Consider the following 21,651-nt stretch of genomic DNA (forward strand, 5'->3'; position numbering starts at 1 on the left):
ATTATCTTCCAAAATTATTTGGTGCCACTTTTTGCTTGGATAAATCCAGTTTCATTACCACAGCATCTTCACCATCATTATAGTAATCTGGATCAATTCCAACCTGAACAAACCCAAGATCCCGATTCAAATCTTGAGCTTTAATATTTCCTAATCGAATTTCGATTGAAACACTTTTAAGTCTCATCAGTCGTGCTCTTCTGATAACCATGGTAAGCAAAAAATATCCCAATCCGCGATTTTGGAATTTGGGTAACACCGCAATATTTTCAACGTGACAATTCTTACTATCACGAGAAATCGAACAACCGACAAAAGCAATCAATTCGTCGGCTTTCCTAATTACCAAGTATAAACTGTTTTTGTGCTTTTTTAGATCATTTAGGAAACGTTCTCGATCCCAAGCTGCCTTTTTGTCGTAAACCTCTTCTTCAACATTCACAATGTCAGGGATATCAGTAATAGAACCCTTGCCAAAATAGTAATCGACTCCATTCACATCAACAATGTGATTTTTAATCTGAAGTCCACGCTGAATCTTGGCTTCTTCCTTTTTTTTAACGTTCTTTTTTAACCATGCCTCAATTTTCTTCAACATAAGACTCGTTTTCCCTCCCCGGGTTTAACTTTTGCCAGTCTGCTTGTGCTTTGGTTAAACGAAGATAATTGGGATTAAAATTGTTAACATCAGCAACTGGTTCTTGCTTTTCCCCATAGATACCAATTTTAGCTGCCTGTGGCAGGTTATCAATTCCAGTCATATATTTGAAATCTTTCCCGAAATGTTGTTTTAAGCGCTCGGAAAAATGAGCAACATCACTTCCAACGAATACGATGGGCTCATCAAACTTGTCCAGTTCGGTCATCCACTTATCAAAATTAACGTGTTGATCTTTAATTACCGACTCGGGACCACGATCGGAAGTACGGTACAGACCAGTAAACAAATTATCGTTTCTACCATCAAATAATGGCACTACCAACTGGTCGTGTTTTTGCACGTTTAAAACAAGCGCCATGAGACTTGAAATGCCAACCAAATCAATATTCAATGTATCAGCCAAAACTTTTCCAACCGTGGTGGCAATTCTAATCCCAGTGTATGAACCAGGACCATTACTTACGACTACCCGATCCAGATCTTGTGGAGTTAAATTGGCATACTTAACCAACTCTTCAACCACTGGCATTAAGTATTCAGCATGTTTTCTATGCGTTGTCATCGTGGTTGTTGCTAGCACCTGTTCGTTTTTTAAAACTGCTACAGTTAATGGTTGATTAGAGGTATCAACTGCTAAAACGTGCATATTATTTGCTTCCTTCTTTATTCAGCTTCTCCCATTTAATTTCGGCAATCGATTTAGTATCATCGTTGACCGAAATATCGTGGATCGATTGAATTTGATCACCGGTCTTAATGAGTTTGCTTCGACTTACGACCGGATCACCATATGTAACTTCATCTTCATACTTAATACTTACTTGCTTTGGAACGTGAGTTGCCAAAAAATCATAGGATAAATCATCAACCATCCAACCAATGTATTTGGCATTATTGACATGAGAATTCCAATCAATGTCAGTAAAACGAACATGATACTCAGTCTTCATAAGATTTTGTTCATCATGAATTTGAGGAATCTTTCTTAACCGTTGAATCCTTCTTACTCGATCACAATGATAGGGAGTAATCATATCTTCCTCTAATCGAACCATTTTTCTGGATTTAATGTCCATCATAACCCACAAACTGCCAACATGAACTAATTCATTCCCGTTAACGTCTCTAACCCAGAATTCACGGTACGCAAAGTACTTAGTGTATGAAGTTCCCCTCGTTTGAACCTGAATCTTTTCATGAACTTTAGGAAGACGCGTAATATCCATGTCGGTTTGAACAACAACCCAAGTTACGCCATGTTCAATCACATGTCTCGTACTTACACCGAGTGCTTTTGCTTGGTCCTGTGAAATCATAATGATCACGTCAATTAACATTGAAAGAGTAATGTTACCCAGTAAATTGGTTTCATAGTACTCAACTACATGGTCTTCAGAAAAAATATCTCCAGTCATCTTAATTCCTCTTATCTTATTCTATGTGGTGGTATTGATTATAAACATCCTGACGGACTAACCCATTTTGCTTAGCGACTTGCTTAATCGCGCCATTTGGCTTTTCACCGTTACTAATTAATTGATCAACCTGCTCGTAAACCGACAATTGAGCTTCATTTTGCTTCTCTTCATGAAGTTTAAACCCGGCTGGATTCCCAGAAACTAGAATGACAAACTCTCCTCTAATCTCATTTTGTTTGGACCATTCCACTAAATCGTCAAGACCACCACGAACGTATTCTTCAAACTTTTTAGTGAGCTCTCTTGCAAGCACTGCCTGCCGATTTCCAAAAACCTTTTGCATGTTTAAGAGCGTCTTTTTAAGTCGATGAGGCGCTTCATAAAAAATCAAGGTCGGATATTCTTGTGCTAAAATCTTTAGTTCATCAACCTGCTCTTTGGGTTTCCGTTTTAAAAATCCATAAAACAAAAACGGTTGAGGTTTAAGTCCTGAAGCAATTAAACTAGTAAGGCCAGCGTTTGGTCCCGGAATGCTTATCACGGAAATATCATGTTCAATGCATTGCTTTACTAATTCACGTCCAGGATCACTAATTGACGGCATCCCTGCATCACTAACCTGTGCAATCGAAATCCCATCAATTAATTTTTCGACTAATTCAGGTGCTCGCTGTTCAGTATTATGCTCATGAAAACTAATTTGTTTGGTCGTAATATCAAAATGATTTAAAAGTTTCTGGGTATTCCTCGTATCTTCAGCGGCAATCAAATCAACATCTTTTAAAATATTGATGGCTCTAATCGTCATATCATCAAGATTACCAATTGGTGTAGGAACCAGATATAAACTGCCCTTATTATGATCTGCAAAACTTTTTTGAACTGATAAATCCAATGGAATTACCTTTCTCCGTAAATGATATCGGTACAAAACATACAACTACTATTACTGTTACGCCGTTTTCCATAAAACTGTGTGCAAACATGAAATCCTTCGTTATACAACTTTTCCAAATTCTTCTTAGACATCGAAAGTTGCTGCTTCTTTTTGTTTTTCCCATCTTTTCCCGAAATTAACTCTCGAAGATGTTCATTTTCAATCTTCAGTTCTGAATTTTCCTCGATGACTTTATCAATTTCATCCCGAAGATCACCAATTTTTTCACTCATTAATTCCGATTGTGATTCCAAATTATTAAATTCTTCGTTAACATCTGATTCTTTCAATCGACTTTTGCTCCTCCTTCAATGACTGCTAAACATTTCAGGGTAATAACCTCCAAAATATTTTGGAAGCTAACGTTTAGATCTTGTTTTTTGGCACTGTTCAAGACCGTTGTGATGATTTCAATTAATTGATCATCTGATAACTGGTTAGCCATCTGTTTCAAAAGGGAATACTGATCACCAAACCCTAAACTATCAGGCTTTAATTCCCTAAACTTGACATCAAAGACATCCTTAAAAATTTGATAAATCATTTTTAAAGTCATCTGTTGTTCAAACCGACCCGTTATATTAGGCATAAAGCTAATTTGAACGCTCGTAAAAGCGCGATAATCATCATTAACTAATTCATTAAACCAGTGCTCAACTATCTCTTTAACCTTGTTAAACCAACCGTCTTCAAGCATTTTATCAATTGAAGATAAGTCCTCAGTTAATTCTAAAATAAGATTACTAGACGTTTTCGATAACCCTCTATCAGTTACGTACTTAATCAAGTTATCTTCGTTAATTTTTGGAAATTCTACTAACTGCGTTCTAGATATGATGGTTGGTAATATCTTTCGATAGTCATTGGTAAGTAAAAAGGAATTAACTTGCCCATTTGGCTCTTCAATAAACTTCAAAAGACTATTAGCAGCACTAGTAGTCATCGTATCGGCCCCGTCAATAATGAAAACCTTCTTGTTTCCTTCAACCGCACTTTTAGAAAATTCATGTTTTAAATGTCGAATTGAATCAACTTTGATACTTCTGCCATCGGGTTTGATCATCACCACATCAGGATGTTCGTCTTCTGCGATCCGGACACATTCATTACAGATGCCACATGGCATGCCATTTTGAACGTTATTACAAAACAAACGCATTGCAATCGTCTTTGCAACCGCTAATTTTCCCAAACCATCCGAACCCGAAAAAAGATACGAGTGACTGAGATCTTGAGCCGAAATAACGCCCATAAAGTGTTGTGTTAAAGTAGCTTGTTTTTGGGTAGCCTGTTTAATTATGGTCTGAGCTAAAGTTTCTTCTACCATTATATTAACTAACTAGAAGCGATTTAATGATTCCATTGGCAAAATCATAACCGTTGCTCCTCCAACCTGAACTTCAACCGGATAAGACGTCTCACTAATGCTTCCAGCTAAACTAACCGGTGGTGTCATGTATTGTTTTCTAGTTTCACAGGTTGTTTTAATGATATCCAAAATCTCGTCGACCTTATCATCTTTAGCTCCAATCAAATAAGTGACGTTTTTAGCCTTCAAGAATCCACCTTTAGTGGATAATTGGGTTGCCTGGATCTTATGTTTGATGAATTCAGATTGTAATTTGGCTGCATCCTTATCTTGGACAATTGCAATAATTAACTTCATAACTGATCCTCCTATTTACTTTCGTTAAAATATCTAGCTGCTCTCTTATACAATACGGAAATGACCTGATCTACTACTTGTTCAATTGGCTTAGTAGCATCAACCTTAATAACCCGCTTGGGATCCTGCTTAGCAATTTCATCATAAGCTTCATGAACCCGAACATAAAAATCGTGTTCTTGAAGATCCAAACGATTAACTTCCCCACTCCGATGTTCAGCAATGCGATCTAATCCAACGTCGACTGGGACGTCAAAATAAATGGTGGTATCGGGCATTAAACCCTCAGTAGCAAACTGATTCATTGATAAAACGGCGTTTTCACCAAGTTCTCGGCCCGCTCCTTGATACGCAATTGAACTGTCAAGATAGCGGTCGCACAAAACTAATTGACCGGACTTTAAAGCTGGCAAAATAGTTTTAACTAAATGTTCTCTTCTGGCCGCCGCAAACAAAAGCGCCTCACAACGGTCATCCATATCTGACTCGTTTTTATTCAAAATTATCTGACGAATTTGCTCGGAGACTTGGTTTCCACCTGGTTCACGAGTAGTTAGCAATTGGTCTTTAAGCATTGGTTTAATTTTATCAACCACCTGATTTAAAACGGTGGTTTTTCCAGCACCATCAGTGCCTTCAAATGTAATAAATTGTCCAGTCATATTAGATTCAGTCCCAGCATTTTTGCTATTTTCATTGTACTTTAAGTTATATTTATTGTCTATTTAAAAAGCCAGCTAGGATCTAGCTGGCTTACGTTTAGTTTTCATATACTGACGGTTGAATCCGATCATTTTTAATGTTTCGTTTTCGTGCTTGCCGATACATAAACATGTATTTTTGCTTTGTAAGCATCGTTTGTGCAAATAAGTGACTGTCCGTTTCGGAAACAGCTTGTTCAGTTTGCACAGCCTGATCCCAATCATTTTTTAAAAAATTGATGGTATCAAGCAATTGATCATCATAATTTTGCTTCATAGAACTATATCTAAATAACGAAAACATCGTTTATCCCTCACATTTCGGTGCGTCCAGAAACTGCCTTTGAAAGGGTCATCTCATCTGCATATTCGATATCACTTCCAACTGACAATCCATGAGACAATCTGGTAACTTTAATGCCTGCTGGCTTAATTAACTTTGCCAAATACATTGCCGTTGCTTCTCCCTCAGGAGTTGCATTAGTAGCAATGATGACTTCTTTAACTTCTTCGTTTTTTTGCAGTCGTTTGATTAAAGAGCTGATATTGATGTCTTCAGGACCCTTCCCCTCAATTGGGGAAAGCACTCCGTGTAAAACGTGATAAAGACCATTATAATCCTTCATTTTTTCCATCGTCATCACATCTTTAGACTGTTCCACTACCATAATCTTACTTTGATCACGACTTTCATCGGTACAGATCTCACAGGGATCGGTCTCGGTGATATTGCCGCAAATTGAACAAAAACGCAAATCATTCTTAGTTGAAGTTAAGGCATCCGCAAAGTTTTTTACATCGGTTTTATTCATATCAACCGTATAAAACGCCAATCTAGTAGCGGTCTTTCTGCCAATTCCTGGCAAATGCATGTAACTATCGATTAGCTTAGCAATTGGTTCTGGGTATTGCATTTAAATCCCTTCTTCTACATACCTGGAATATTCATTCCCTTGGTATACTTCCCCATCTTATCTTGAGTGGTCTTTTCAATCTGTGAAAGTGCATCGTTAACCGCACTGATCACTAGATCTGAGAGCATGTCTGGATCATCTGGATCAATGGCCTCTGGTTTGACGTTCATGTCTTTCATCTTGCGATCACCAGTAAAGGTAACGGTCACCATATCTTCTGGAGCTTTTCCAGTGAACTCACTCTTCTCAATTTCTTCTTGTTCATTTTGCATTTGTTGTTGCATCTTACGAGCTTTTTGCATCATCTTTCCCATGTTCATTCCGTTCATAATTATTCTCCTTTTAATTAATCATCTTTAACATCAATTATATCATCACCAAACATCTGCTTGGCAGTATTAACCGAATCATTGTTATCTTTATCTTTGGTCGTTTCAGTTTGTTCTTGCTTTTCATAAGCTTTATTCGTATTAGAAGCCGCTTTTTCTGACTTGGGGGTTGACTTAGTCTTTTCATTATGAGACCGGTGATTTTTAAGATAGTTACTTCTAAGTTGTGGCCATTCATCATTTGGTACAAACACCACCATTGGAACAAATCCTAAAATACGATCAAGGCCATTTTGAAGTGCATCCATCAAATCACCATCGGTTCCAGCCTTCTGATACAAAAAGCCATAATCAAAGGCAACAACAACTCCCTTATCACTCGCAGCAACGGGGTTTGAGACATGCATCACGGCTCGTTGCGTGACCGACAACGACTGAAGTAATTCCTGCCAGATATCCTGATAGGTAGTCAGATCTTTTCTAGTGGCCTTTTCTAGGATATCGTAAACTTTCGTCAAATTAACTCGGACCTGTTTGGTGGAATCATAATGAGGGGAATCAGCGATTGGCTTAGATTTAGTTGATTTAGGTTGCTTATCATCAGCAGTTGACGTTGACCCATTGCCCAGTTCCGACTTTAACTCACTAACTTGATTTTGCAGTTCGGACAGTTGCTTTTTTAAAACTTTCGTATCCTTATCATCGCTTTTTGATTCGTTATCTGGGTCACTTTCTTTTTGATTTGCCAGTTTAACCGTTAAAATATCCAAATAAACATCGGGATGAGACGAATAACGCATCTGACTTTGAACGTCACTCATAATTTCAACGTAATGATATATTAGATTACTATCCACCTTATCAGCAATCGTCTTAAAATTGTCGCCTAAAAGTCCAAGTTCGCTCTTTTGGACCATTTCTGGATCCTGATGATATAACAAAATATTCTGACAATAATCAATTAAGTCCTCAATAAACTGATTAGCGTCTTTGCCGTCATCAAGAATTTCTTGAACCATTTTCAAACCCGTCGAAACGTCTGAATTAAAAACAGCCTCAAAGTACGACTGAATTCGATCCCTGGTGACACTACCAGTGACTGACAAGGCACTTTCATATGTCACCTTATCATTACTGTAGGAAAGAGCTTGGTCAAGGATACTAAGTGCATCACGCATCCCACCCTCAGCACTTTTAGCGATTACCTTTAGCGCCTTGTCATCGTACTCAATGCCCTTTTTTGAAAGGATGTATTCCATTCGTTGCAGGATATCACTAGCCTTGATTCGCTTGAAATCAAAACGTTGTGTTCGTGAAATGATGGTAGCAGGAATCTTTTGGGGTTCAGTGGTAGCCAATATGAAAATGACGTGCTCCGGCGGCTCTTCTAGTGTTTTAAGCAAGGCATTAAAGGCCCCCGTCGACAACATATGCACTTCATCAATGATATAAACTTTATATTTACCTTCCGTTGGGGAATACTTCGCCTTATCGCGAATATTTCTGATCTCTTCGACCCCATTATTAGAAGCAGCATCAATTTCAATGACATCATTAAACGCACCTTTATTAATTGCTAAGCACGTTTCACACTCATTACAGGGTTCTCCATCCTTTAAATTAGGACAGTTAACTGCCTTGGCCAAAATTTTAGCGGCAGAAGTTTTTCCCGTTCCACGCGGACCCGTAAATAAATACGCATGACTAATTTGGTTAGTTATCAATGCGTTTTTTAAAGTCTGAGTGATGACTGGCTGCCCGACAATTTCATCAAATCTTTGTGGACGCCAGGTCCGATATAGTGCTTGATAACTCATGAAATGCTTCCTTTCACTGAAAATTGATACCATTAATTATTATATCTTGAAAATTGACGAAATGCTAATAACTTTAAACGACAATTTGTCCAAAAAAAATCTCCCAGTCAAACGACTAGGAGTTTAATTTCTAAAAACGAGAAGCACAAGGCAAAAGATACTTAGTGCTGCTTCCTTCCGGACCTGACACGGTTCGTAAGTCTGCCCTTGCTTCAGGGCCTTACGGCATTAATTATCATAACCGAAAAATCCACAAATGTCTAGGAATATTACCGTGATTTGCGTTTATCTTTAAAGAATTTCTTCATCATATTACCAGATTGGGTGGCTTTCAATCCACTTGTCACTTGAACCTGATGGTTTTGTCTTGAATCATTCAGGGTGTGGTAAAGACTTTCAACGGCTCCAGCTTTTTCATTTTTTGCTCCATATACTAATCTTTTAATCCTGGTATTAATAATCGCACCAGCACACATTAAACAAGGCTCAACCGTCACGTACATCTCACAATCATTTAAACGCCAACTCTTTAAATTGATACACGCTTCTTCAATCGCAATGATTTCAGCATGCTCGGTTCCAATCTCCGTGTGTTCACGCAGATTATGTCCCTTCCCAACAATTTGACCGTCCTTAACGATTAATGCTCCAATCGGTACTTCACCAATGACGTAAGCATGGTTAGCTTCATTTAAAGCTTGGTCCATAAAATACGCATCATTTTCATTCATTTATGACTTCCTTTCTACTCTTTAAAATGTAATATCCCTTATCCCGTTTAACGATTTGTACGTTACCAAAAACCTTATTCATTAATTTTTTAGCTGAGGGTGCTCCCTGCTTCTTTTGTAAAACCACCGTCAACGTTCCATCATTAACCAGGTGGTCATAAGAACCCGTAATCATTTCATCGACAACTTTTTTTCCGGCACGAACGGGCGGATTAGTTATAATGCCCGCATACTTTTGGGAAATATTATGGTACCCATCAGAAGCAAAGATATCTACGTTATCAATCTGATTGAGATCCGCATTCTGTTTAGCCAGTTTTAATGCTAAATTATTGACGTCTACCATAGTAAAATGCCGTTCTGGATTTGTCTTGGCCAAAAACAGACCAATCGGGCCGTAACCACATCCCATGTCTAAGATTGCTCCCTGAGGCATTTCATTAACATCGACATTATTAATCAAAACCCGCGAACCATAATCCACGGTATTTTTAGAAAACACACCGTTGTCTGTCACAAAACTTAGCGTGGTTTTAAGTAAAGAAAAGTTCCAATGTTTTTCCTCATGTTTAACATCAGGATTTGCGGTATAATAAAAGTCGTTCAAAATTAATCACATCCTAAAAAAATAATATTTAAACCATAAACACTATATATAGCGTCTAATTCCTATCAATTTCACTATATATGGTGTTTTTTTCTGTTGAAAATTTCACTTTTTGAGAGTAAACTCATCAAGTGAAAGATATCAAGGAGATGAAACAAAATGAAAAAAATTACTGTATTTACCAAGAACAATTGTATCCAATGCAAGATGACAAAACGTTTCCTTAGCGAACACAACGTTGACTTCGTTGAAAAAAACACATCCGAAAATCCGGAATACGTCGATTACCTGAAGGGTGAAGGCTTTCAAGCTGTTCCAGTTGTTGAGAGTCAAGCACTTGAAGCATTTAGTGGGTTTCAACCTGACCAATTAAAGAAACTAGTTGGTTAAATTTTTCATATTTATAGTATAATACAAAACCAACGTTTCAGATATTTCGTACGACACGATTAAGGGAGAGTAATCCAATATGTCTTTAAAAGATTTGCACGATGTTACGTATTACGAACTAAATAATGAAATTAATATCCCTGTCGATGGCAGAATCCAATTGGAAAAAGATCAGGAGGCTTTAAAAGCCTTTTTCAAAGAAAACGTTAATCCAAATACCGTTAAGTTTGATTCTTTAAAAGATCGTTTTGATTATCTAATTAAGCATAATTACATTGAAGAGGATTTTGTAAATAAATATCCCTTTTCATTCATTGAAAAATTATACAAGTATTTGGAAAAACAAGATTTTCACTTCAAATCATTTATGGCTGCATACAAGTTTTATGCTCAATACGCCATGAAAACTGATGACAATTCCATGTACTTAGAAAGCTACATAGACAGAACCGCAATGAACGCCCTGTTTCTTGCTGATGGCGATCAAAAGCTTGCCATGGATCTTGCTGATGAATTAATTCATCAACGCTTTCAACCAGCCACTCCAACTTTTTTAAATGCTGGAAAGAAACGCAGGGGTGAGTTGATTTCGTGTTTTCTACTTCAAACCACCGATAACATGAATACCATCGGTCGTACCATTAATTCGGCCCTTCAGTTATCCAAAATTGGTGGTGGAGTTGGGATCAACCTTTCTAACCTTAGAGCGGCCGGCGACCCTATTAAACACATTCAAGGAGCAGCTAGCGGCGTTCTTCCAGTAATGAAGTTACTAGAGGATAGTTTTACCTATTCTAATCAATTAGGCCAAAGAAACGGTGCTGGGGTTGTTTATTTAAGTGTCTTCCATCCCGACATCATCGAGTTCTTAGGGGTTAAAAAGGAAAATGCCGACGAAAAAATTCGGGTTAACACTCTTTCCCTGGGTGTAGTTGTCCCAGATAAATTCTATGAACTAGCTAAAAACAATGAAGATATGTACTTATTTAGTCCGTACGACGTTGAACGTGAGTATGGCGTTCCCTTTTCTTACGTCGATATCACTAAAGAATACGACAACATGGTCAACAACAAGAATATTCGCAAAAAGAAGATCAGGGCACGTGAACTAGAAACAGAAATTGGTAAGTTACAACAAGAGTCCGGCTACCCATACATTATCAATATCGACACCGCCAATCGCGACAATCCAGTTGATGGCAAAATCGTCATGAGTAACTTATGTACTGAAATTATGCAAGTCCAAACCCCATCAATTGTTGATGATGAACAAAATTACGAACAGCTCGGAACCGATGTTTCTTGTAATTTAGGGTCAACGAACGTTGTCAATTTGATGGCTTCTCCCGACTTCGGTAAATCAGTCGAAGCCATGGTCAAAGCTCTAACTTTTGTGACCGATCATTCATCAATTAACGTTGTTCCATCAGTCAGACGTGGCAATGAATTAAGTCACTCAATTGGTTTAGGAGCTATGGGTCTTCACTCTTATTTTGCTAAAAATCATATGTATTATGGTTCAAAAGAATCCATTGAATTTACCAGCACCTATTTCATGTTATTAAATTACTGGACCTTAAAGGCCTCAAATCAAATGGCAAAGGATCGCGGTAAGGTCTTTCATAACTTCGACAAGAGTAAGTACGCTGACGGTTCTTATTTTGATCAATACGTAAATAAAAGTTGGACGCCAACTTCCAAAAAAGTCAAGTCATTGTTTGATGGCGTCTTTATTCCAACTGAAAAAGATTGGGAAGATTTAAAGAAGTCAATCATGGAATATGGTTTGTACCACCAAAACCGAATGGCAGTTGCTCCAAACGGTTCCACCGCTTACATCGGTGATGCTACCGCTAGTTTGCACCCGATTGTTCAAAAAATTGAAGCCAGACAAGAGTCCAAAATCGGAACAATTTACTATCCGGCCCCCTACCTTTCTAATGACACCATTCCTTACTACGAATCAGCTTACGACACGGACATGCGAAAGGTGATCGACGTTTACGCCGCCGCTCAAAAACACGTCGATCAGGGAATGAGTTTGACTCTCTTCATGCGCTCAACCATTCCTGAAGGGCTATACGAATGGAAAGACGGTCGAAGTAACAAAATGTCCACCAGAGATTTAACGATCCTTCGTAATTACGCCTACAAAAAGGGAATTAAATCGCTCTATTATGTTCGGACATTTACCGACGACAACACTGAAGTTGGTGCTAACGAGTGTGAAAGCTGTGTAATTTAATCTTTAGGAGGGAATTTATGGACATTAATAAAGTTTTAACCGGAAAGTTACAGGGAAACTACAAGGCCATTAATTGGAATTCCATTGGCGACGAGATTGATAAAGCCACCTGGGAAAAACTAACCGAACAGTTCTGGCTTGATACCAGAATTCCTTTGTCAAATGATTTAAAGGATTGGCGTTCGCTTGACGATGATCATAAATGGATTGTTGGTCACGTTTTTGGTGGCTTAACTTTACTGGATACCTTACAGTCTCAAGACGGAATGGCCGCCCTTAGAAATGATGCTGTTACCCAACATGAAATTGCGGTTTTAAATAACATTCAATTTATGGAATCCGTTCACGCCAAAAGCTATTCATCCATTTTTTCAACTTTAAACACCCCTGATGAAATTGATGAAATCTTTCATTGGAGTGATACAGAAGAATTCCTCCAAAACAAAACGAAAAAGATCTATTCGTTATACCATGACGATGGTCATCCATTAAAAAAGAAAATTTCTAGTGTGTTCCTTGAAACTTTTCTTTTTTACTCTGGATTCTATACTCCCATCTGGTACCTGGGTCATAACGAGCTTCCAAACGTTGCTGAAATCATTAAATTAATTATTCGTGACGAATCGGTTCACGGAACATACATTGGCTATAAATTCCAAGTTCAGTTCAACCAATTAGGTGAAAATGAACAAAATGATTTAAAGGATTGGATGTATAACTTCTTGTACGACCTTTATCAAAATGAGGAAAAGTACACCCATTTGCTTTACGACCAAGTGGGATGGTCTGAAGATGTTTTAACTTTCATTAGATATAACGCCAATAAGGCCCTCATGAATCTAGGACAAGATCCAATGTTCCCTGATACTGAAGCAGACGTTAACCCAATCGTTATGAACGGAATCTCCACCGCTACGGTCAATCATGACTTCTTCTCCCAAGTCGGTAACGGTTATCGACTTGGTAACGTTGAAGCAATGAGCGATTCCGACTACGATATTGGTAATAAAAAGAACCCAAAATAATTGTTCAACTAAAAAGAGGTTTCAGAATTAATTCTGAAACCTCTTTTTTATGGCATATTTTCTTCAACATTTTCAATCGTGGGACGTTCACTAACCACCGATAAGAGCTGTAGCATCGTGAATACCAATGAATTATCCTTACGGTATACGAAGTACTTAGACACCCAGTTATCGACGTATTTCTGCTTATAAGACCGCAATCCTTGAAAGCTATAGAACGCATCACCATACTGATAAATTAAGTGAGCAATTTTTTCGTTAATAAAACTAAATTTTGATTCACCCACATTAGCTAGGGGTGCCATTCCTAAGTTAAACCACTTGTAACCCTCATCCTTTGAATACCTGAAGAGATGAATGAAGATTCCATCCATAATTCCAGACGGAGCATCATTTCCCGACCGCATTAAGTCAACCGAAGTCATCACTCGATCACCCGTTGGCATGATGTTAGCAAAAGCTACAATCGCATCATTTTTATCGCGAATGACCGCAATTGGAGCCTGGTTTAAGTAATATGGATCAAAGAAGCCCAGAGAGAAGCCCTTTTCATCACGTCCATTGAGCCACTCATCAGAAATTCGTTTAAATTCACCCATCTGTTCTTTAGAAAATGGTGGATCTAAAACCTCAAAACGATAGCCTTCCCGATCGAACTTGTGCATTAACGCCCGTTCACCTCGATGTCGCTTACCGGTAAGCGAAAAATCCGTTAAATCAACGTGACCTTCCTCTCCAGCCTTAATAAAGTCAAAGCCCTTTTCGTGAAGCAACATTGTTAGTGATTCTCCAACTTCGTAAAACACCAGGGAGAAATCAGCTTTGTCAGCATCACTCATGAACTGGTCTATCGCTGGATCTAATTTATCCTGATTTCCAATTGGTTCACCCATCACAATTAACTTATTCGCCTTCTGTTTATACATGAAAATGACTTCGTCTTCACTATCTTCAGCGTAGAAGTAAACCTTTTTATCACGCAAGAAGACTAAGTGACTAACTTCGTTTCCACCAAATTTGCGAATAACATTGCGAATTCTAACTTCATCAAAGGGTTGATTCAACCATGGAATGCGAGCGTACGTTAAGTACTTGTACAACATAAACAGGATAATAAAAGCGATGATAATGCCCACAAATCCAGTTAACCAGACCTGTTCAGATGGTAAAAGATACACATTCATCATTTTGACGGGAGCGTGACTACTAGACAAGTTATGATTACTCATGTAGATTCCGATGATGGAATACATTAAGAAAGTACCAATGAAAATGATGCCGTCAAAAATTGCATTCCCCCACGAGTACGTGAGTTTTTGCCGATACATGCCCTTTCTTGATAACCACAAACAAATAATGATAAATCCTAACAGTAACGTTAATTTTAATGGAAAGTCCTCTTTCCACAGGGTATTAGCAATGGCAAACAACAAAATGATAACGGTCGGCCAAAAAGCTTTGTGGACTCTTGATCCTACTCCACGTGCTAATCCAATCAATAAAATCCCAATAATCACGTTCGACAACTGTCCTAAAAAGAACAGCGTGTATGGTGCCAGTGATAAATAGAGTGGATTAACAAGAGCCAAATTAGGAATAGTCGCATACAAAATCATCATGATTCCCGAAAAGTACATAAAAATCGTAATGACCAGCTGGGCCGACCTATGAACAATCGTTTTCGGAATATCATCCAGAAAATTGTTAATTCGTGCTCCCATTTCGTGGAAAAAGAGAAAGGCCCCCACGAAAAACGGGAGAAAATAGTAGAAAATTCGGTACAACAGCACCCACACGGCAGCAATTGTCGGTGACACCCCAAGTAAACTCAGGCTACCAATCATCATCGTATCAAACGACCCAAGACCACCCGGAAGCATTGAGACAACTCCAAAAACATTAGCAGCAATAAAAATGGGGAAAACGTCCCAAAGGTTAATGTTAAGTTTCATGAAGTATCCAATAATTAAAAACAACATGGCACAGCTCCCCCATTCGAGGCAGGAACCGAGGATCAGTTGAAACTCCCGTTTTAAGGTCAAATCACTAAAAAACTCAGAATTACTGAATCTAGTAACTAGGAAAATCACTGGAAAATAAACTCCTCCACCTACTAACCAAATCCAATCCTTTGCATACTGATATCCAATGCCAAATCCAAAGATCAAAACTAACGAAACCAAACAATAGGTGGAAAGTCCTGCCAGTAAGAACAAGGCAATCTTAGAAATGGCATATAATACCTGTTTCTTACTAGCATTTTTACTGTAAAACATGGCTCTCAAACTAGCACCAAGAAAGCCACCAAACCCAGCAATATTAGTAAATGTGTTAACGATCCACCCGCTCTTGACGATGTAGGACGGTTTAAACTTGCCAGGCAGAAACTCCGTAATGGTAAAATCATATATTAACATTGGTAACACAGCCACAAATCCTAAAATCGTTAAAATAATTAACGTTGTTGGTGACTGTGACGCAAGGCTCGCTCGCATTTCCTTTCCGTTAATCTCAGAAAGTACGTGGGTCGCCTCGTAAACAACAAACACAAGGACCAGGGTGACAAAAATCCCCTTAATCCAGGCAGAATATTTGTTATAGAAATCTATAACTTTATTTAATGCTTTTTTCAATTGTTAACCCCCAAAAAATCGGCTAACTTCATTCTCTCAATTTTTATGACATAAAACAACTTTATTTAAACAATATTAAGGCAAAAAAAAGAACGTGCTTTTGCACGTTCTTTTTAGTCATCGACTACTTAAGAGTTACAGTAGCACCAACGGCTTCAAGCTTGTCCTTGATGTCGTTAGCATCTGATTCTGAAGCGCCTTCTTTAATAGCTTTAGGAGCGCCATCAACTAAGTCTTTAGCGTCTTTCAAACCAAGACCAGTGATATCTCTAACTGCCTTGATAACCTTAATCTTTTCTTGACCTGCTTCAGTAAGTTCAACGTCGTATGAATCCTTAGCAGCACCTTCACCACCAGCAGCACCTGCAGCTGCAACTGGAGCAGCAGCAGAAACATCAAATTCATCTTCGATTGACTTAACCAAGTCGTTTAAATCAGTGATTGAAGCTTCTTTTAATTGAGCAATAATATTATCTTTATCAAAAGCCATTTTAATTTCCTCCTATTAGGACATTTAATCTATTTTTATTAAGCTGCATCACTATCGTCACCATTGTCATCTTTATCAACAACGGCATTAACAGCATAAGCAACCTTACGGATAGGATCTTTCAAGATGTTAGCAAGAGTTGAAAGCAATTCTTCACGGCTTGGTAGAGCAGCAAATTCATTGATTTCATCAAGTGAAGCGATCTTTCCTTCGATAATTCCACCCTTGATTTCAAGTTCAGGATTATCATCAGCGAAGTTCTTCAAAATCTTGGCTGGAGCAACTGGGTCTTCATCAGAAAATGCAATAGCAGTAGGTCCAACAAAAGTATCTTTCAAATCCTTAACGTCTGCTTTATCAGCAGCACGCTCTAAAATTTTATTTTTAATAACACTCATTGAGACATCATTATCACGCAATTGTTTACGTAAATCAGTATCTTGAGCAACACTTAAACCTCGGTAATCAACAACAATTGCTGATACAGCTTTTTGAAATTGGTCAGCAACTTCATCAACCTTTTTGGCTTTAGTATCAATAACTTCTTTTTTTGGCATATTATTTCACCTCCCAATGTATTTTGGGACTTAATAAAAAATCCCTATGTTCGCCAAAACATAGAGAAAGAGTGTATTACTCCTCGGCAGGCATAATTAAGGTCAAAAACCACCTGAGTCTTAGGCGAATCATATTCAACTAATAATCTATCATAATGATAAAAATTAGTCAATTAGGGATTATTTAATTAGTTAGTAACTAAAATGATTCAGGATCAACTGAGACACCAGGTCCCATTGTTGATGAAACTGAGATGTTACTAATGTAAGTTCCACGAACAGATGCTGGACGATTCTTAACAATCACATCGTTGATGGTGTTAAGGTTTTCGGCCAACTTGTCTGCGTCAAATGAATCTTTACCGATTGAAACTGCGACATTTCCATCACGATCAGTTCTGTAAGTAACCTTACCGGCCTTAGCATCAGAAACCGCTTTTGAAACATCCATGGTAACAGTTCCAGTCTTAGGGTTTGGCATTAATCCCTTAGGTCCAAGAACACGACCTAAACGACCAACTTGAGCCATCATGTCAGGAGTAGCAATTGCGACATCAAAGTCGAGCCATCCGTCTTGAATTTTTTGAGCTAAGTCGTCATCACCGACAAAATCGGCACCTGCGTTCTTAGCATCTTGAGCCTTTTCACCCTTGGCAAATACTACAACTGTTTGATCTTTACCAGTACCATTAGGTAAAACCACGGCACCACGTAATTGTTGATCAGCTTGTTTAGTATCAACGTTTAATTTATAAACAACTCTGATAGTGTCATCAAAGTTTACTGAATCTAATTTTTGAACTAATTCTACAGCATCTTGAGCAGCGTATTTTTTACTCTTGTCAATTTGCTTTGAAGCATCTTCGTACTTCTTACCTCTCTTACGAGCCATTGTGTCTTCCTCCTTGCAATTGTGGTTATAACGGAATTTCCTCCCACTAGCACATTATCTTTCGACATTGTGCTGTCCGGGCATAGTGAAATTAACCTTCAACAGTGAATCCCATACTACGTGCCGTACCTTCAACCATGCGCATAGCTGCTTCTACATCAGCTGCGTTTAGATCTTGCATTTTGGTTTCGGCAATCTGCTTAACTTGGTCTTTGGTAACTTTTGCGACCTTGTTAGTGTTAGGTTCACCGGAACCGTGTTCAACACCAGCGGCTTTCTTTAATAGGACAGCAGCTGGAGGGGTCTTGGTTACAAAGTCAAATGAACGATCTTCGTAAACAGTAATCACAACTGGAATCAGCATTCCTGCTTGATCAGCAGTACGTGCATTAAATTCCTTAGTGAATCCCATAATATTAATTCCAGCTTGACCTAAAGCAGGTCCAACTGGAGGAGCGGGTGTTGCTTTACCCGCAGGTATTTGTAGTTTAACTACATTAGCTACTTTTTTAGCCACGAGACATACCTCCTTAAGTCCGTGTGTGGTAAATGAAGATCAAAATTTCTTCTCCCACGTTAATTTATGCAATACGCATACTAGTTAAATATACCACGTTTATTGAAACGTGACAATGAATATTTTACTCAGAATCGGCTTCTAGGGGCTTAACTTGGTCAAATTCCAGTTCAGTACTAGTCTCTCTACCAAACATGTCAATATTAACCTTGAGTTTACCCTTAGTGTTGTCAATCTCAGTGATCTTGCCAGAAAGTCCCTTAAAGGCTCCCTCAACGATGGTAACCGTATCACCAACCCGGCTATCCAATGGTTTAACTCGCTTCTTTACCCCAATCGTTGACATAACGTTTTCAACCTCTTCGGGTAACAACGGATTGGGCTTTGAACCTTGACCGTGAGAACCAATAAATCCAGTCACTCCGGGAGTATTTCGAACGACATACCAGGCTCTATCAGTCATTACCATTTGAACCAGCACGTATCCTGGGAAGGTCTTGTTCATAACCACTTTCTCTTTACCGTTTTTAACCTCGTGTTCTTCGGTTTCTGGAACAACAATGTCAAAAATATAGTCTTCCATTCCCATGGATTCTTTTCTAGATTCAAGATTCATTTTAACTTTGTTTTCATAGCCAGAGTATGTATGTAATACATACCATTGCTTTTCTGCAGTCTCTACCACAATGATTATCTCCTTTAACTTAAAGCAAAATAAAAAAACCTCGCGTAAACGAAGTTCTTATCATCAAACTAACTATAACAGAAATTATCACACTAATCTAGTTTAGGCTAGTAACTTCAAAATGGTTTGAATTGCCCAATCAATTACACCAAGAAAGATTGCAAAAAAGATGGTAGTCCAGATAACGATTGAAGTATCGGTTCTAGTTTGCTTAGCGTTCGGCCAAACAACCACCTTCATCTCTGCAATAACGCTCTTAAAAAAGTTCCATAATCGTTTCATGTAAAATTCCCCTCTTAACGAGTTTCTCGGTGCAACGTATATTTTCCACAATGCTTACAAAATTTCTTTACTTCCAATCGTTTGACGCGATTCGGATTGCTGGAAATGGTGTAGTTTCTTGAACCACATACAGAACAAGCTAATGCTACCTTTTTCTGTGCCATAAGCTGCACCTCCTTAATAACTAACTAATCGTATCATCAATTTCAACGTTAGTCAATTTTATTAAATCTATAGTACTTCTGCCGACAACGTGCAATCGCATTTTTCAACTTCACAACATTCACATCAGAAACCTGGGCCATTTTTTCAAACGAATAATTCTCAAGCGAACGAATAATCACCATTCTCTCAACTACTGAACTCCTTTTCATCAAGCCTTGTAAGTTCTCATACGTTGAAAGAACTCGTTCTGGACTGGCAGCATGAATATCGGCAATGGTATCAGAATAAAATTGAAAATACGCACTAAGAGAAGCTTTTTTAGAATCGGGCACGCGCTTTTGAGCTCGCTTTTTTCTTAAAATATCATATAAGCGGTTTTTTAAGTTAACTTTATAGTAACTGCCAAAGGTAACCTTACGACTGGCATCATACCTAATAATTGTTCGACTAAGCACAATGGCCGCTTCCTGTTTCCAATCTGAGAGTTCCATACCTGATAAGTAGAAATCGTTCCACAACTTTAGATAAATTGGCGCATATTTTTTAAACAATTTGATGAAACCGACATCGTTCTTTTTTGCATCCTCAACCATTTCTAATTCTTTAGCCCGTTTCTCTTCTTTATTCATCAATTGGCCCTCCTCTTAATCAATTAATTAACACTTAGTATCGTATCGAAACGAGTTGAGCTCAAACAAGCGAACAAACGTTCGATATGTGATATTATCTGCTAACCAATTTTTAATATCGAATTTACGATATTAAACGGCCCAATAAAAAAGAACAATGTGCTGGCATTGTTCTTTAGTTCAGTCATTTCATTATAAAGGATGGCGCGAGTTAAAACCTTGATACATAACTAATCCGGCAGCAACCGACGCATTCAAGCTCTGAATATCCCCCACCATTGGAATGGTAAGTGTTTCATCAACCTGTTTTTTAAGTAAAGGCGAAATCCCCTTACCTTCACTGCCAACGATAAGAGCACTCGGACTTTTAGCATCCCAGCGCCGATAATCAGTTCCTTTCATATCAGTACCAAAGACCCACAACCCACGTTCTTTTAATTCTTTAACGGTGTTGACCAAGTTAGTTACTCTGGCGACCGGAACACGTTCAATTGCCCCCGCAGAGGTTTTCGCTACCGTTGATGTTAATCCAACAGCACGACGCTTGGGAATGATCACCCCATGAACGCCGGCAGCATCTGCGGTTCTAATAATTGACCCCAAATTATGAGGATCGGCAATGTTATCCAGAACAATGAAGTATGGTGGTTCACCCTTTGATTCAGCATTTTTAAATAAATCATCAATCGATGCATAATTAAAGGATGCAATTGATAACATGACTCCCTGATGATTCTGGTGGTCTGACATCAAGTCTAACTTTTGCTTTGGCACCTTAGAAATTACTAAATGACGACCCTTGGCCAAACGAATAACCGCCTTAATGGTGTCATCTTCTTGACTGACTCCATTTTGTAAAAATACCTTGTTAATTTCTTGATTTTCATTGCGCAGTGCTGAGACTGCCGGGTGTCTCCCAATAATAAAATCTTCATTATCTCTCATACTCAACCCTCCCAGAATCAACTTGATCAATGCACCACTGCGCCAGTTCATTGAGTCTTTTATCTTGGCCACTAAGGGACAGGAAACCAAAGAGGGCTTCAAAGCCAGTGGAAATCCGATAGGTAACAACACTCGTATTCTTGGCGTGAGTATAGCTCTTGGCGTTACGTCCCCGTTTAAAAAAGTACTCTTCTTCATCACTTAAGATTGCATCCTGATTCATCAAAGCAATCAATCCGGCCTGAGCCTTGGCTGACACATATTTAGTAGCAAAATGCTGCAATTGATTTGGCCTAGCGATGCCCTCGTCAATCAAATGCCGTCTCACGTATACCTCATAAACCGCATCACCTAAATAAGCTAGTACAATACCATTTAACTGTCGATATTGAATATTATCGTCCGCTTCACTCAT

At 38.4% G+C, this 21,651-nt stretch carries 28 protein-coding genes, 1 other RNA gene and 1 other annotated feature; of the genes, 3 read left to right on the forward strand and 26 right to left on the reverse strand.

Going from position 1 to position 21,651, the window contains the following annotated elements:
* Window position 1 precedes the first annotated feature (1 nt).
* The 15 genes from rimI to AC6UDB_RS06520 form a co-directional block, all read right to left on the reverse strand.
* On the reverse strand, window positions 2–598 hold the full coding sequence (rimI, locus tag AC6UDB_RS06450; RefSeq protein ID WP_500696132.1) for a ribosomal protein S18-alanine N-acetyltransferase: 597 nt from the start codon (window positions 596–598) through the stop codon (window positions 2–4).
* Window positions 582–1,307, reverse strand: a complete 726-nt coding sequence (gene tsaB / locus AC6UDB_RS06455; protein WP_500709487.1) for a tRNA (adenosine(37)-N6)-threonylcarbamoyltransferase complex dimerization subunit type 1 TsaB — start codon at window positions 1,305–1,307, stop codon at window positions 582–584. Before tsaB ends, rimI begins: the two co-directional genes overlap by 17 nt.
* A 1-nt stretch (window position 1,308) precedes the next feature.
* Complete coding sequence (locus AC6UDB_RS06460; protein WP_500709488.1) at window positions 1,309–2,076, reverse strand: acyl-[acyl-carrier-protein] thioesterase; 768 nt, start codon at window positions 2,074–2,076, stop codon at window positions 1,309–1,311.
* Between the two features lie 16 nt (window positions 2,077–2,092).
* Window positions 2,093–2,974: a 16S rRNA (cytidine(1402)-2'-O)-methyltransferase gene (gene rsmI, locus AC6UDB_RS06465; RefSeq protein WP_500709489.1), complete on the reverse strand. Its 882-nt coding sequence runs from the start codon at window positions 2,972–2,974 to the stop codon at window positions 2,093–2,095.
* A gap of 5 nt (window positions 2,975–2,979) precedes the next feature.
* Window positions 2,980–3,306, reverse strand: a complete 327-nt coding sequence (locus AC6UDB_RS06470; protein WP_500694460.1) for a DNA replication initiation control protein YabA — start codon at window positions 3,304–3,306, stop codon at window positions 2,980–2,982.
* Complete coding sequence (holB, locus tag AC6UDB_RS06475) at window positions 3,303–4,343, reverse strand: DNA polymerase III subunit delta' (protein ID WP_500709490.1); 1,041 nt, start codon at window positions 4,341–4,343, stop codon at window positions 3,303–3,305. Before holB ends, AC6UDB_RS06470 begins: the two co-directional genes overlap by 4 nt.
* A 12-nt stretch (window positions 4,344–4,355) precedes the next feature.
* A complete protein-coding gene (darA, locus tag AC6UDB_RS06480; RefSeq protein WP_500694462.1) occupies window positions 4,356–4,682 on the reverse strand; it encodes a cyclic di-AMP receptor DarA in 327 nt (108 codons plus the stop codon).
* Between the two features lie 11 nt (window positions 4,683–4,693).
* Entirely contained in the window at window positions 4,694–5,344 is a 651-nt protein-coding gene (tmk, locus tag AC6UDB_RS06485; RefSeq protein WP_500709491.1) for a dTMP kinase, read from the reverse strand.
* A gap of 97 nt (window positions 5,345–5,441) precedes the next feature.
* A complete protein-coding gene (locus AC6UDB_RS06490; protein WP_500696139.1) occupies window positions 5,442–5,687 on the reverse strand; it encodes a YaaL family protein in 246 nt (81 codons plus the stop codon).
* 10 nt (window positions 5,688–5,697) lie between these two features.
* On the reverse strand, window positions 5,698–6,297 hold the full coding sequence (recR, locus tag AC6UDB_RS06495) for a recombination mediator RecR (RefSeq protein ID WP_500694465.1): 600 nt from the start codon (window positions 6,295–6,297) through the stop codon (window positions 5,698–5,700).
* Window positions 6,298–6,311: 14 nt separating this feature from the next.
* Complete coding sequence (locus tag AC6UDB_RS06500; protein ID WP_500696169.1) at window positions 6,312–6,629, reverse strand: YbaB/EbfC family nucleoid-associated protein; 318 nt, start codon at window positions 6,627–6,629, stop codon at window positions 6,312–6,314.
* A gap of 14 nt (window positions 6,630–6,643) precedes the next feature.
* Window positions 6,644–8,443, reverse strand: a complete 1,800-nt coding sequence (dnaX, locus tag AC6UDB_RS06505) for a DNA polymerase III subunit gamma/tau (RefSeq protein ID WP_500709493.1) — start codon at window positions 8,441–8,443, stop codon at window positions 6,644–6,646.
* Window positions 8,444–8,575: 132 nt separating this feature from the next.
* An RNA gene (ffs, locus tag AC6UDB_RS06510) (signal recognition particle sRNA small type) lies at window positions 8,576–8,662 on the reverse strand.
* Between the two features lie 50 nt (window positions 8,663–8,712).
* Entirely contained in the window at window positions 8,713–9,174 is a 462-nt protein-coding gene (tadA, locus tag AC6UDB_RS06515; RefSeq protein ID WP_500694467.1) for a tRNA adenosine(34) deaminase TadA, read from the reverse strand.
* Window positions 9,167–9,781, reverse strand: a complete 615-nt coding sequence (locus AC6UDB_RS06520; protein ID WP_500699867.1) for a class I SAM-dependent methyltransferase — start codon at window positions 9,779–9,781, stop codon at window positions 9,167–9,169. The genes tadA and AC6UDB_RS06520 overlap by 8 nt, the downstream gene beginning before the upstream one ends.
* A 159-nt stretch (window positions 9,782–9,940) precedes the next feature.
* Between AC6UDB_RS06520 and nrdH the strand changes: the two genes are divergently transcribed.
* The 3 genes from nrdH (at window position 9,941) to nrdF (ending at window position 13,441) form a co-directional block, all read left to right on the forward strand.
* Complete coding sequence (gene nrdH / locus AC6UDB_RS06525; protein WP_500699868.1) at window positions 9,941–10,171, forward strand: glutaredoxin-like protein NrdH; 231 nt, start codon at window positions 9,941–9,943, stop codon at window positions 10,169–10,171.
* A gap of 79 nt (window positions 10,172–10,250) precedes the next feature.
* Window positions 10,251–12,416, forward strand: coding sequence for a class 1b ribonucleoside-diphosphate reductase subunit alpha (gene nrdE, locus AC6UDB_RS06530; protein WP_500699869.1), 2,166 nt, complete (start codon window positions 10,251–10,253; stop codon window positions 12,414–12,416).
* Between the two features lie 17 nt (window positions 12,417–12,433).
* Window positions 12,434–13,441, forward strand: a complete 1,008-nt coding sequence (nrdF, locus tag AC6UDB_RS06535; protein ID WP_500694471.1) for a class 1b ribonucleoside-diphosphate reductase subunit beta — start codon at window positions 12,434–12,436, stop codon at window positions 13,439–13,441.
* A 47-nt stretch (window positions 13,442–13,488) separates the two neighbouring features.
* Here nrdF and mprF read toward each other — a convergent pair whose 3' ends face one another.
* The 11 genes from mprF to AC6UDB_RS06590 form a co-directional block, all read right to left on the reverse strand.
* Window positions 13,489–16,074: a bifunctional lysylphosphatidylglycerol flippase/synthetase MprF gene (gene mprF / locus AC6UDB_RS06540; RefSeq protein WP_500709495.1), complete on the reverse strand. Its 2,586-nt coding sequence runs from the start codon at window positions 16,072–16,074 to the stop codon at window positions 13,489–13,491.
* A 124-nt stretch (window positions 16,075–16,198) separates the two neighbouring features.
* A complete protein-coding gene (rplL, locus tag AC6UDB_RS06545) occupies window positions 16,199–16,564 on the reverse strand; it encodes a 50S ribosomal protein L7/L12 (RefSeq protein ID WP_500694473.1) in 366 nt (121 codons plus the stop codon).
* 38 nt (window positions 16,565–16,602) lie between these two features.
* On the reverse strand, window positions 16,603–17,121 hold the full coding sequence (gene rplJ / locus AC6UDB_RS06550) for a 50S ribosomal protein L10 (RefSeq protein ID WP_500694474.1): 519 nt from the start codon (window positions 17,119–17,121) through the stop codon (window positions 16,603–16,605).
* A gap of 26 nt (window positions 17,122–17,147) precedes the next feature.
* Window positions 17,148–17,264, reverse strand: a sequence feature (ribosomal protein L10 leader region).
* Window positions 17,265–17,320: 56 nt separating this feature from the next.
* Window positions 17,321–18,013 carry a 50S ribosomal protein L1 gene (rplA, locus tag AC6UDB_RS06555; protein WP_500696148.1) on the reverse strand — a complete coding sequence of 231 codons (693 nt, stop codon included), beginning with the start codon at window positions 18,011–18,013 and terminating at the stop codon, window positions 17,321–17,323.
* A 91-nt stretch (window positions 18,014–18,104) separates the two neighbouring features.
* Window positions 18,105–18,530, reverse strand: a complete 426-nt coding sequence (gene rplK / locus AC6UDB_RS06560; protein ID WP_010021774.1) for a 50S ribosomal protein L11 — start codon at window positions 18,528–18,530, stop codon at window positions 18,105–18,107.
* Window positions 18,531–18,654: 124 nt separating this feature from the next.
* Window positions 18,655–19,215 (reverse strand): transcription termination/antitermination protein NusG, encoded by a 561-nt coding sequence (gene nusG, locus AC6UDB_RS06565; RefSeq protein WP_500696800.1) that lies wholly within the window; start codon window positions 19,213–19,215, stop codon window positions 18,655–18,657.
* 102 nt (window positions 19,216–19,317) lie between these two features.
* Window positions 19,318–19,497 carry a preprotein translocase subunit SecE gene (secE, locus tag AC6UDB_RS06570; protein ID WP_500694477.1) on the reverse strand — a complete coding sequence of 60 codons (180 nt, stop codon included), beginning with the start codon at window positions 19,495–19,497 and terminating at the stop codon, window positions 19,318–19,320.
* A gap of 14 nt (window positions 19,498–19,511) precedes the next feature.
* Entirely contained in the window at window positions 19,512–19,661 is a 150-nt protein-coding gene (rpmG, locus tag AC6UDB_RS06575) for a 50S ribosomal protein L33 (RefSeq protein WP_500694478.1), read from the reverse strand.
* A gap of 48 nt (window positions 19,662–19,709) precedes the next feature.
* Window positions 19,710–20,291, reverse strand: a complete 582-nt coding sequence (locus AC6UDB_RS06580) for a sigma-70 family RNA polymerase sigma factor (protein ID WP_500709496.1) — start codon at window positions 20,289–20,291, stop codon at window positions 19,710–19,712.
* A 192-nt stretch (window positions 20,292–20,483) separates the two neighbouring features.
* A complete protein-coding gene (gene rlmB, locus AC6UDB_RS06585; RefSeq protein WP_500701487.1) occupies window positions 20,484–21,236 on the reverse strand; it encodes a 23S rRNA (guanosine(2251)-2'-O)-methyltransferase RlmB in 753 nt (250 codons plus the stop codon).
* Complete coding sequence (locus AC6UDB_RS06590; RefSeq protein ID WP_500696797.1) at window positions 21,226–21,651, reverse strand: Mini-ribonuclease 3; 426 nt, start codon at window positions 21,649–21,651, stop codon at window positions 21,226–21,228. Before AC6UDB_RS06590 ends, rlmB begins: the two co-directional genes overlap by 11 nt.

Source organism: Fructilactobacillus sp. X3R2C1, from assembly GCF_059901235.1.

What these genes read in the sequence shown, in the direction of transcription:
- nrdE (WP_500699869.1), top strand. Translation starts at nt 10,251, where the DNA reads ATGTCTTTAAAAGATTTGCACGATGTTACGTATTACGAACTAAATAAT.
- rplA (WP_500696148.1), bottom strand. Translation starts at nt 18,013, where the DNA reads ATGGCTCGTAAGAGAGGTAAGAAGTACGAAGATGCTTCAAAGCAAATT.
- dnaX (WP_500709493.1), bottom strand. Translation starts at nt 8,443, where the DNA reads ATGAGTTATCAAGCACTATATCGGACCTGGCGTCCACAAAGATTTGAT.
- rplL (WP_500694473.1), bottom strand. Translation starts at nt 16,564, where the DNA reads ATGGCTTTTGATAAAGATAATATTATTGCTCAATTAAAAGAAGCTTCA.
- rlmB (WP_500701487.1), bottom strand. Translation starts at nt 21,236, where the DNA reads ATGAGAGATAATGAAGATTTTATTATTGGGAGACACCCGGCAGTCTCA.
- recR (WP_500694465.1), bottom strand. Translation starts at nt 6,297, where the DNA reads ATGCAATACCCAGAACCAATTGCTAAGCTAATCGATAGTTACATGCAT.
- rimI (WP_500696132.1), bottom strand. Translation starts at nt 598, where the DNA reads ATGTTGAAGAAAATTGAGGCATGGTTAAAAAAGAACGTTAAAAAAAAG.
- secE (WP_500694477.1), bottom strand. Translation starts at nt 19,497, where the DNA reads ATGAAACGATTATGGAACTTTTTTAAGAGCGTTATTGCAGAGATGAAG.
- holB (WP_500709490.1), bottom strand. Translation starts at nt 4,343, where the DNA reads ATGGTAGAAGAAACTTTAGCTCAGACCATAATTAAACAGGCTACCCAA.
- AC6UDB_RS06490 (WP_500696139.1), bottom strand. Translation starts at nt 5,687, where the DNA reads ATGTTTTCGTTATTTAGATATAGTTCTATGAAGCAAAATTATGATGAT.
- AC6UDB_RS06580 (WP_500709496.1), bottom strand. Translation starts at nt 20,291, where the DNA reads ATGAATAAAGAAGAGAAACGGGCTAAAGAATTAGAAATGGTTGAGGAT.
- rplJ (WP_500694474.1), bottom strand. Translation starts at nt 17,121, where the DNA reads ATGCCAAAAAAAGAAGTTATTGATACTAAAGCCAAAAAGGTTGATGAA.
- tmk (WP_500709491.1), bottom strand. Translation starts at nt 5,344, where the DNA reads ATGACTGGACAATTTATTACATTTGAAGGCACTGATGGTGCTGGAAAA.
- tadA (WP_500694467.1), bottom strand. Translation starts at nt 9,174, where the DNA reads ATGAATGAAAATGATGCGTATTTTATGGACCAAGCTTTAAATGAAGCT.
- darA (WP_500694462.1), bottom strand. Translation starts at nt 4,682, where the DNA reads ATGAAGTTAATTATTGCAATTGTCCAAGATAAGGATGCAGCCAAATTA.
- AC6UDB_RS06460 (WP_500709488.1), bottom strand. Translation starts at nt 2,076, where the DNA reads ATGACTGGAGATATTTTTTCTGAAGACCATGTAGTTGAGTACTATGAA.
- tsaB (WP_500709487.1), bottom strand. Translation starts at nt 1,307, where the DNA reads ATGCACGTTTTAGCAGTTGATACCTCTAATCAACCATTAACTGTAGCA.
- rpmG (WP_500694478.1), bottom strand. Translation starts at nt 19,661, where the DNA reads ATGGCACAGAAAAAGGTAGCATTAGCTTGTTCTGTATGTGGTTCAAGA.
- nrdF (WP_500694471.1), top strand. Translation starts at nt 12,434, where the DNA reads ATGGACATTAATAAAGTTTTAACCGGAAAGTTACAGGGAAACTACAAG.
- nrdH (WP_500699868.1), top strand. Translation starts at nt 9,941, where the DNA reads ATGAAAAAAATTACTGTATTTACCAAGAACAATTGTATCCAATGCAAG.
- AC6UDB_RS06590 (WP_500696797.1), bottom strand. Translation starts at nt 21,651, where the DNA reads ATGAGTGAAGCGGACGATAATATTCAATATCGACAGTTAAATGGTATT.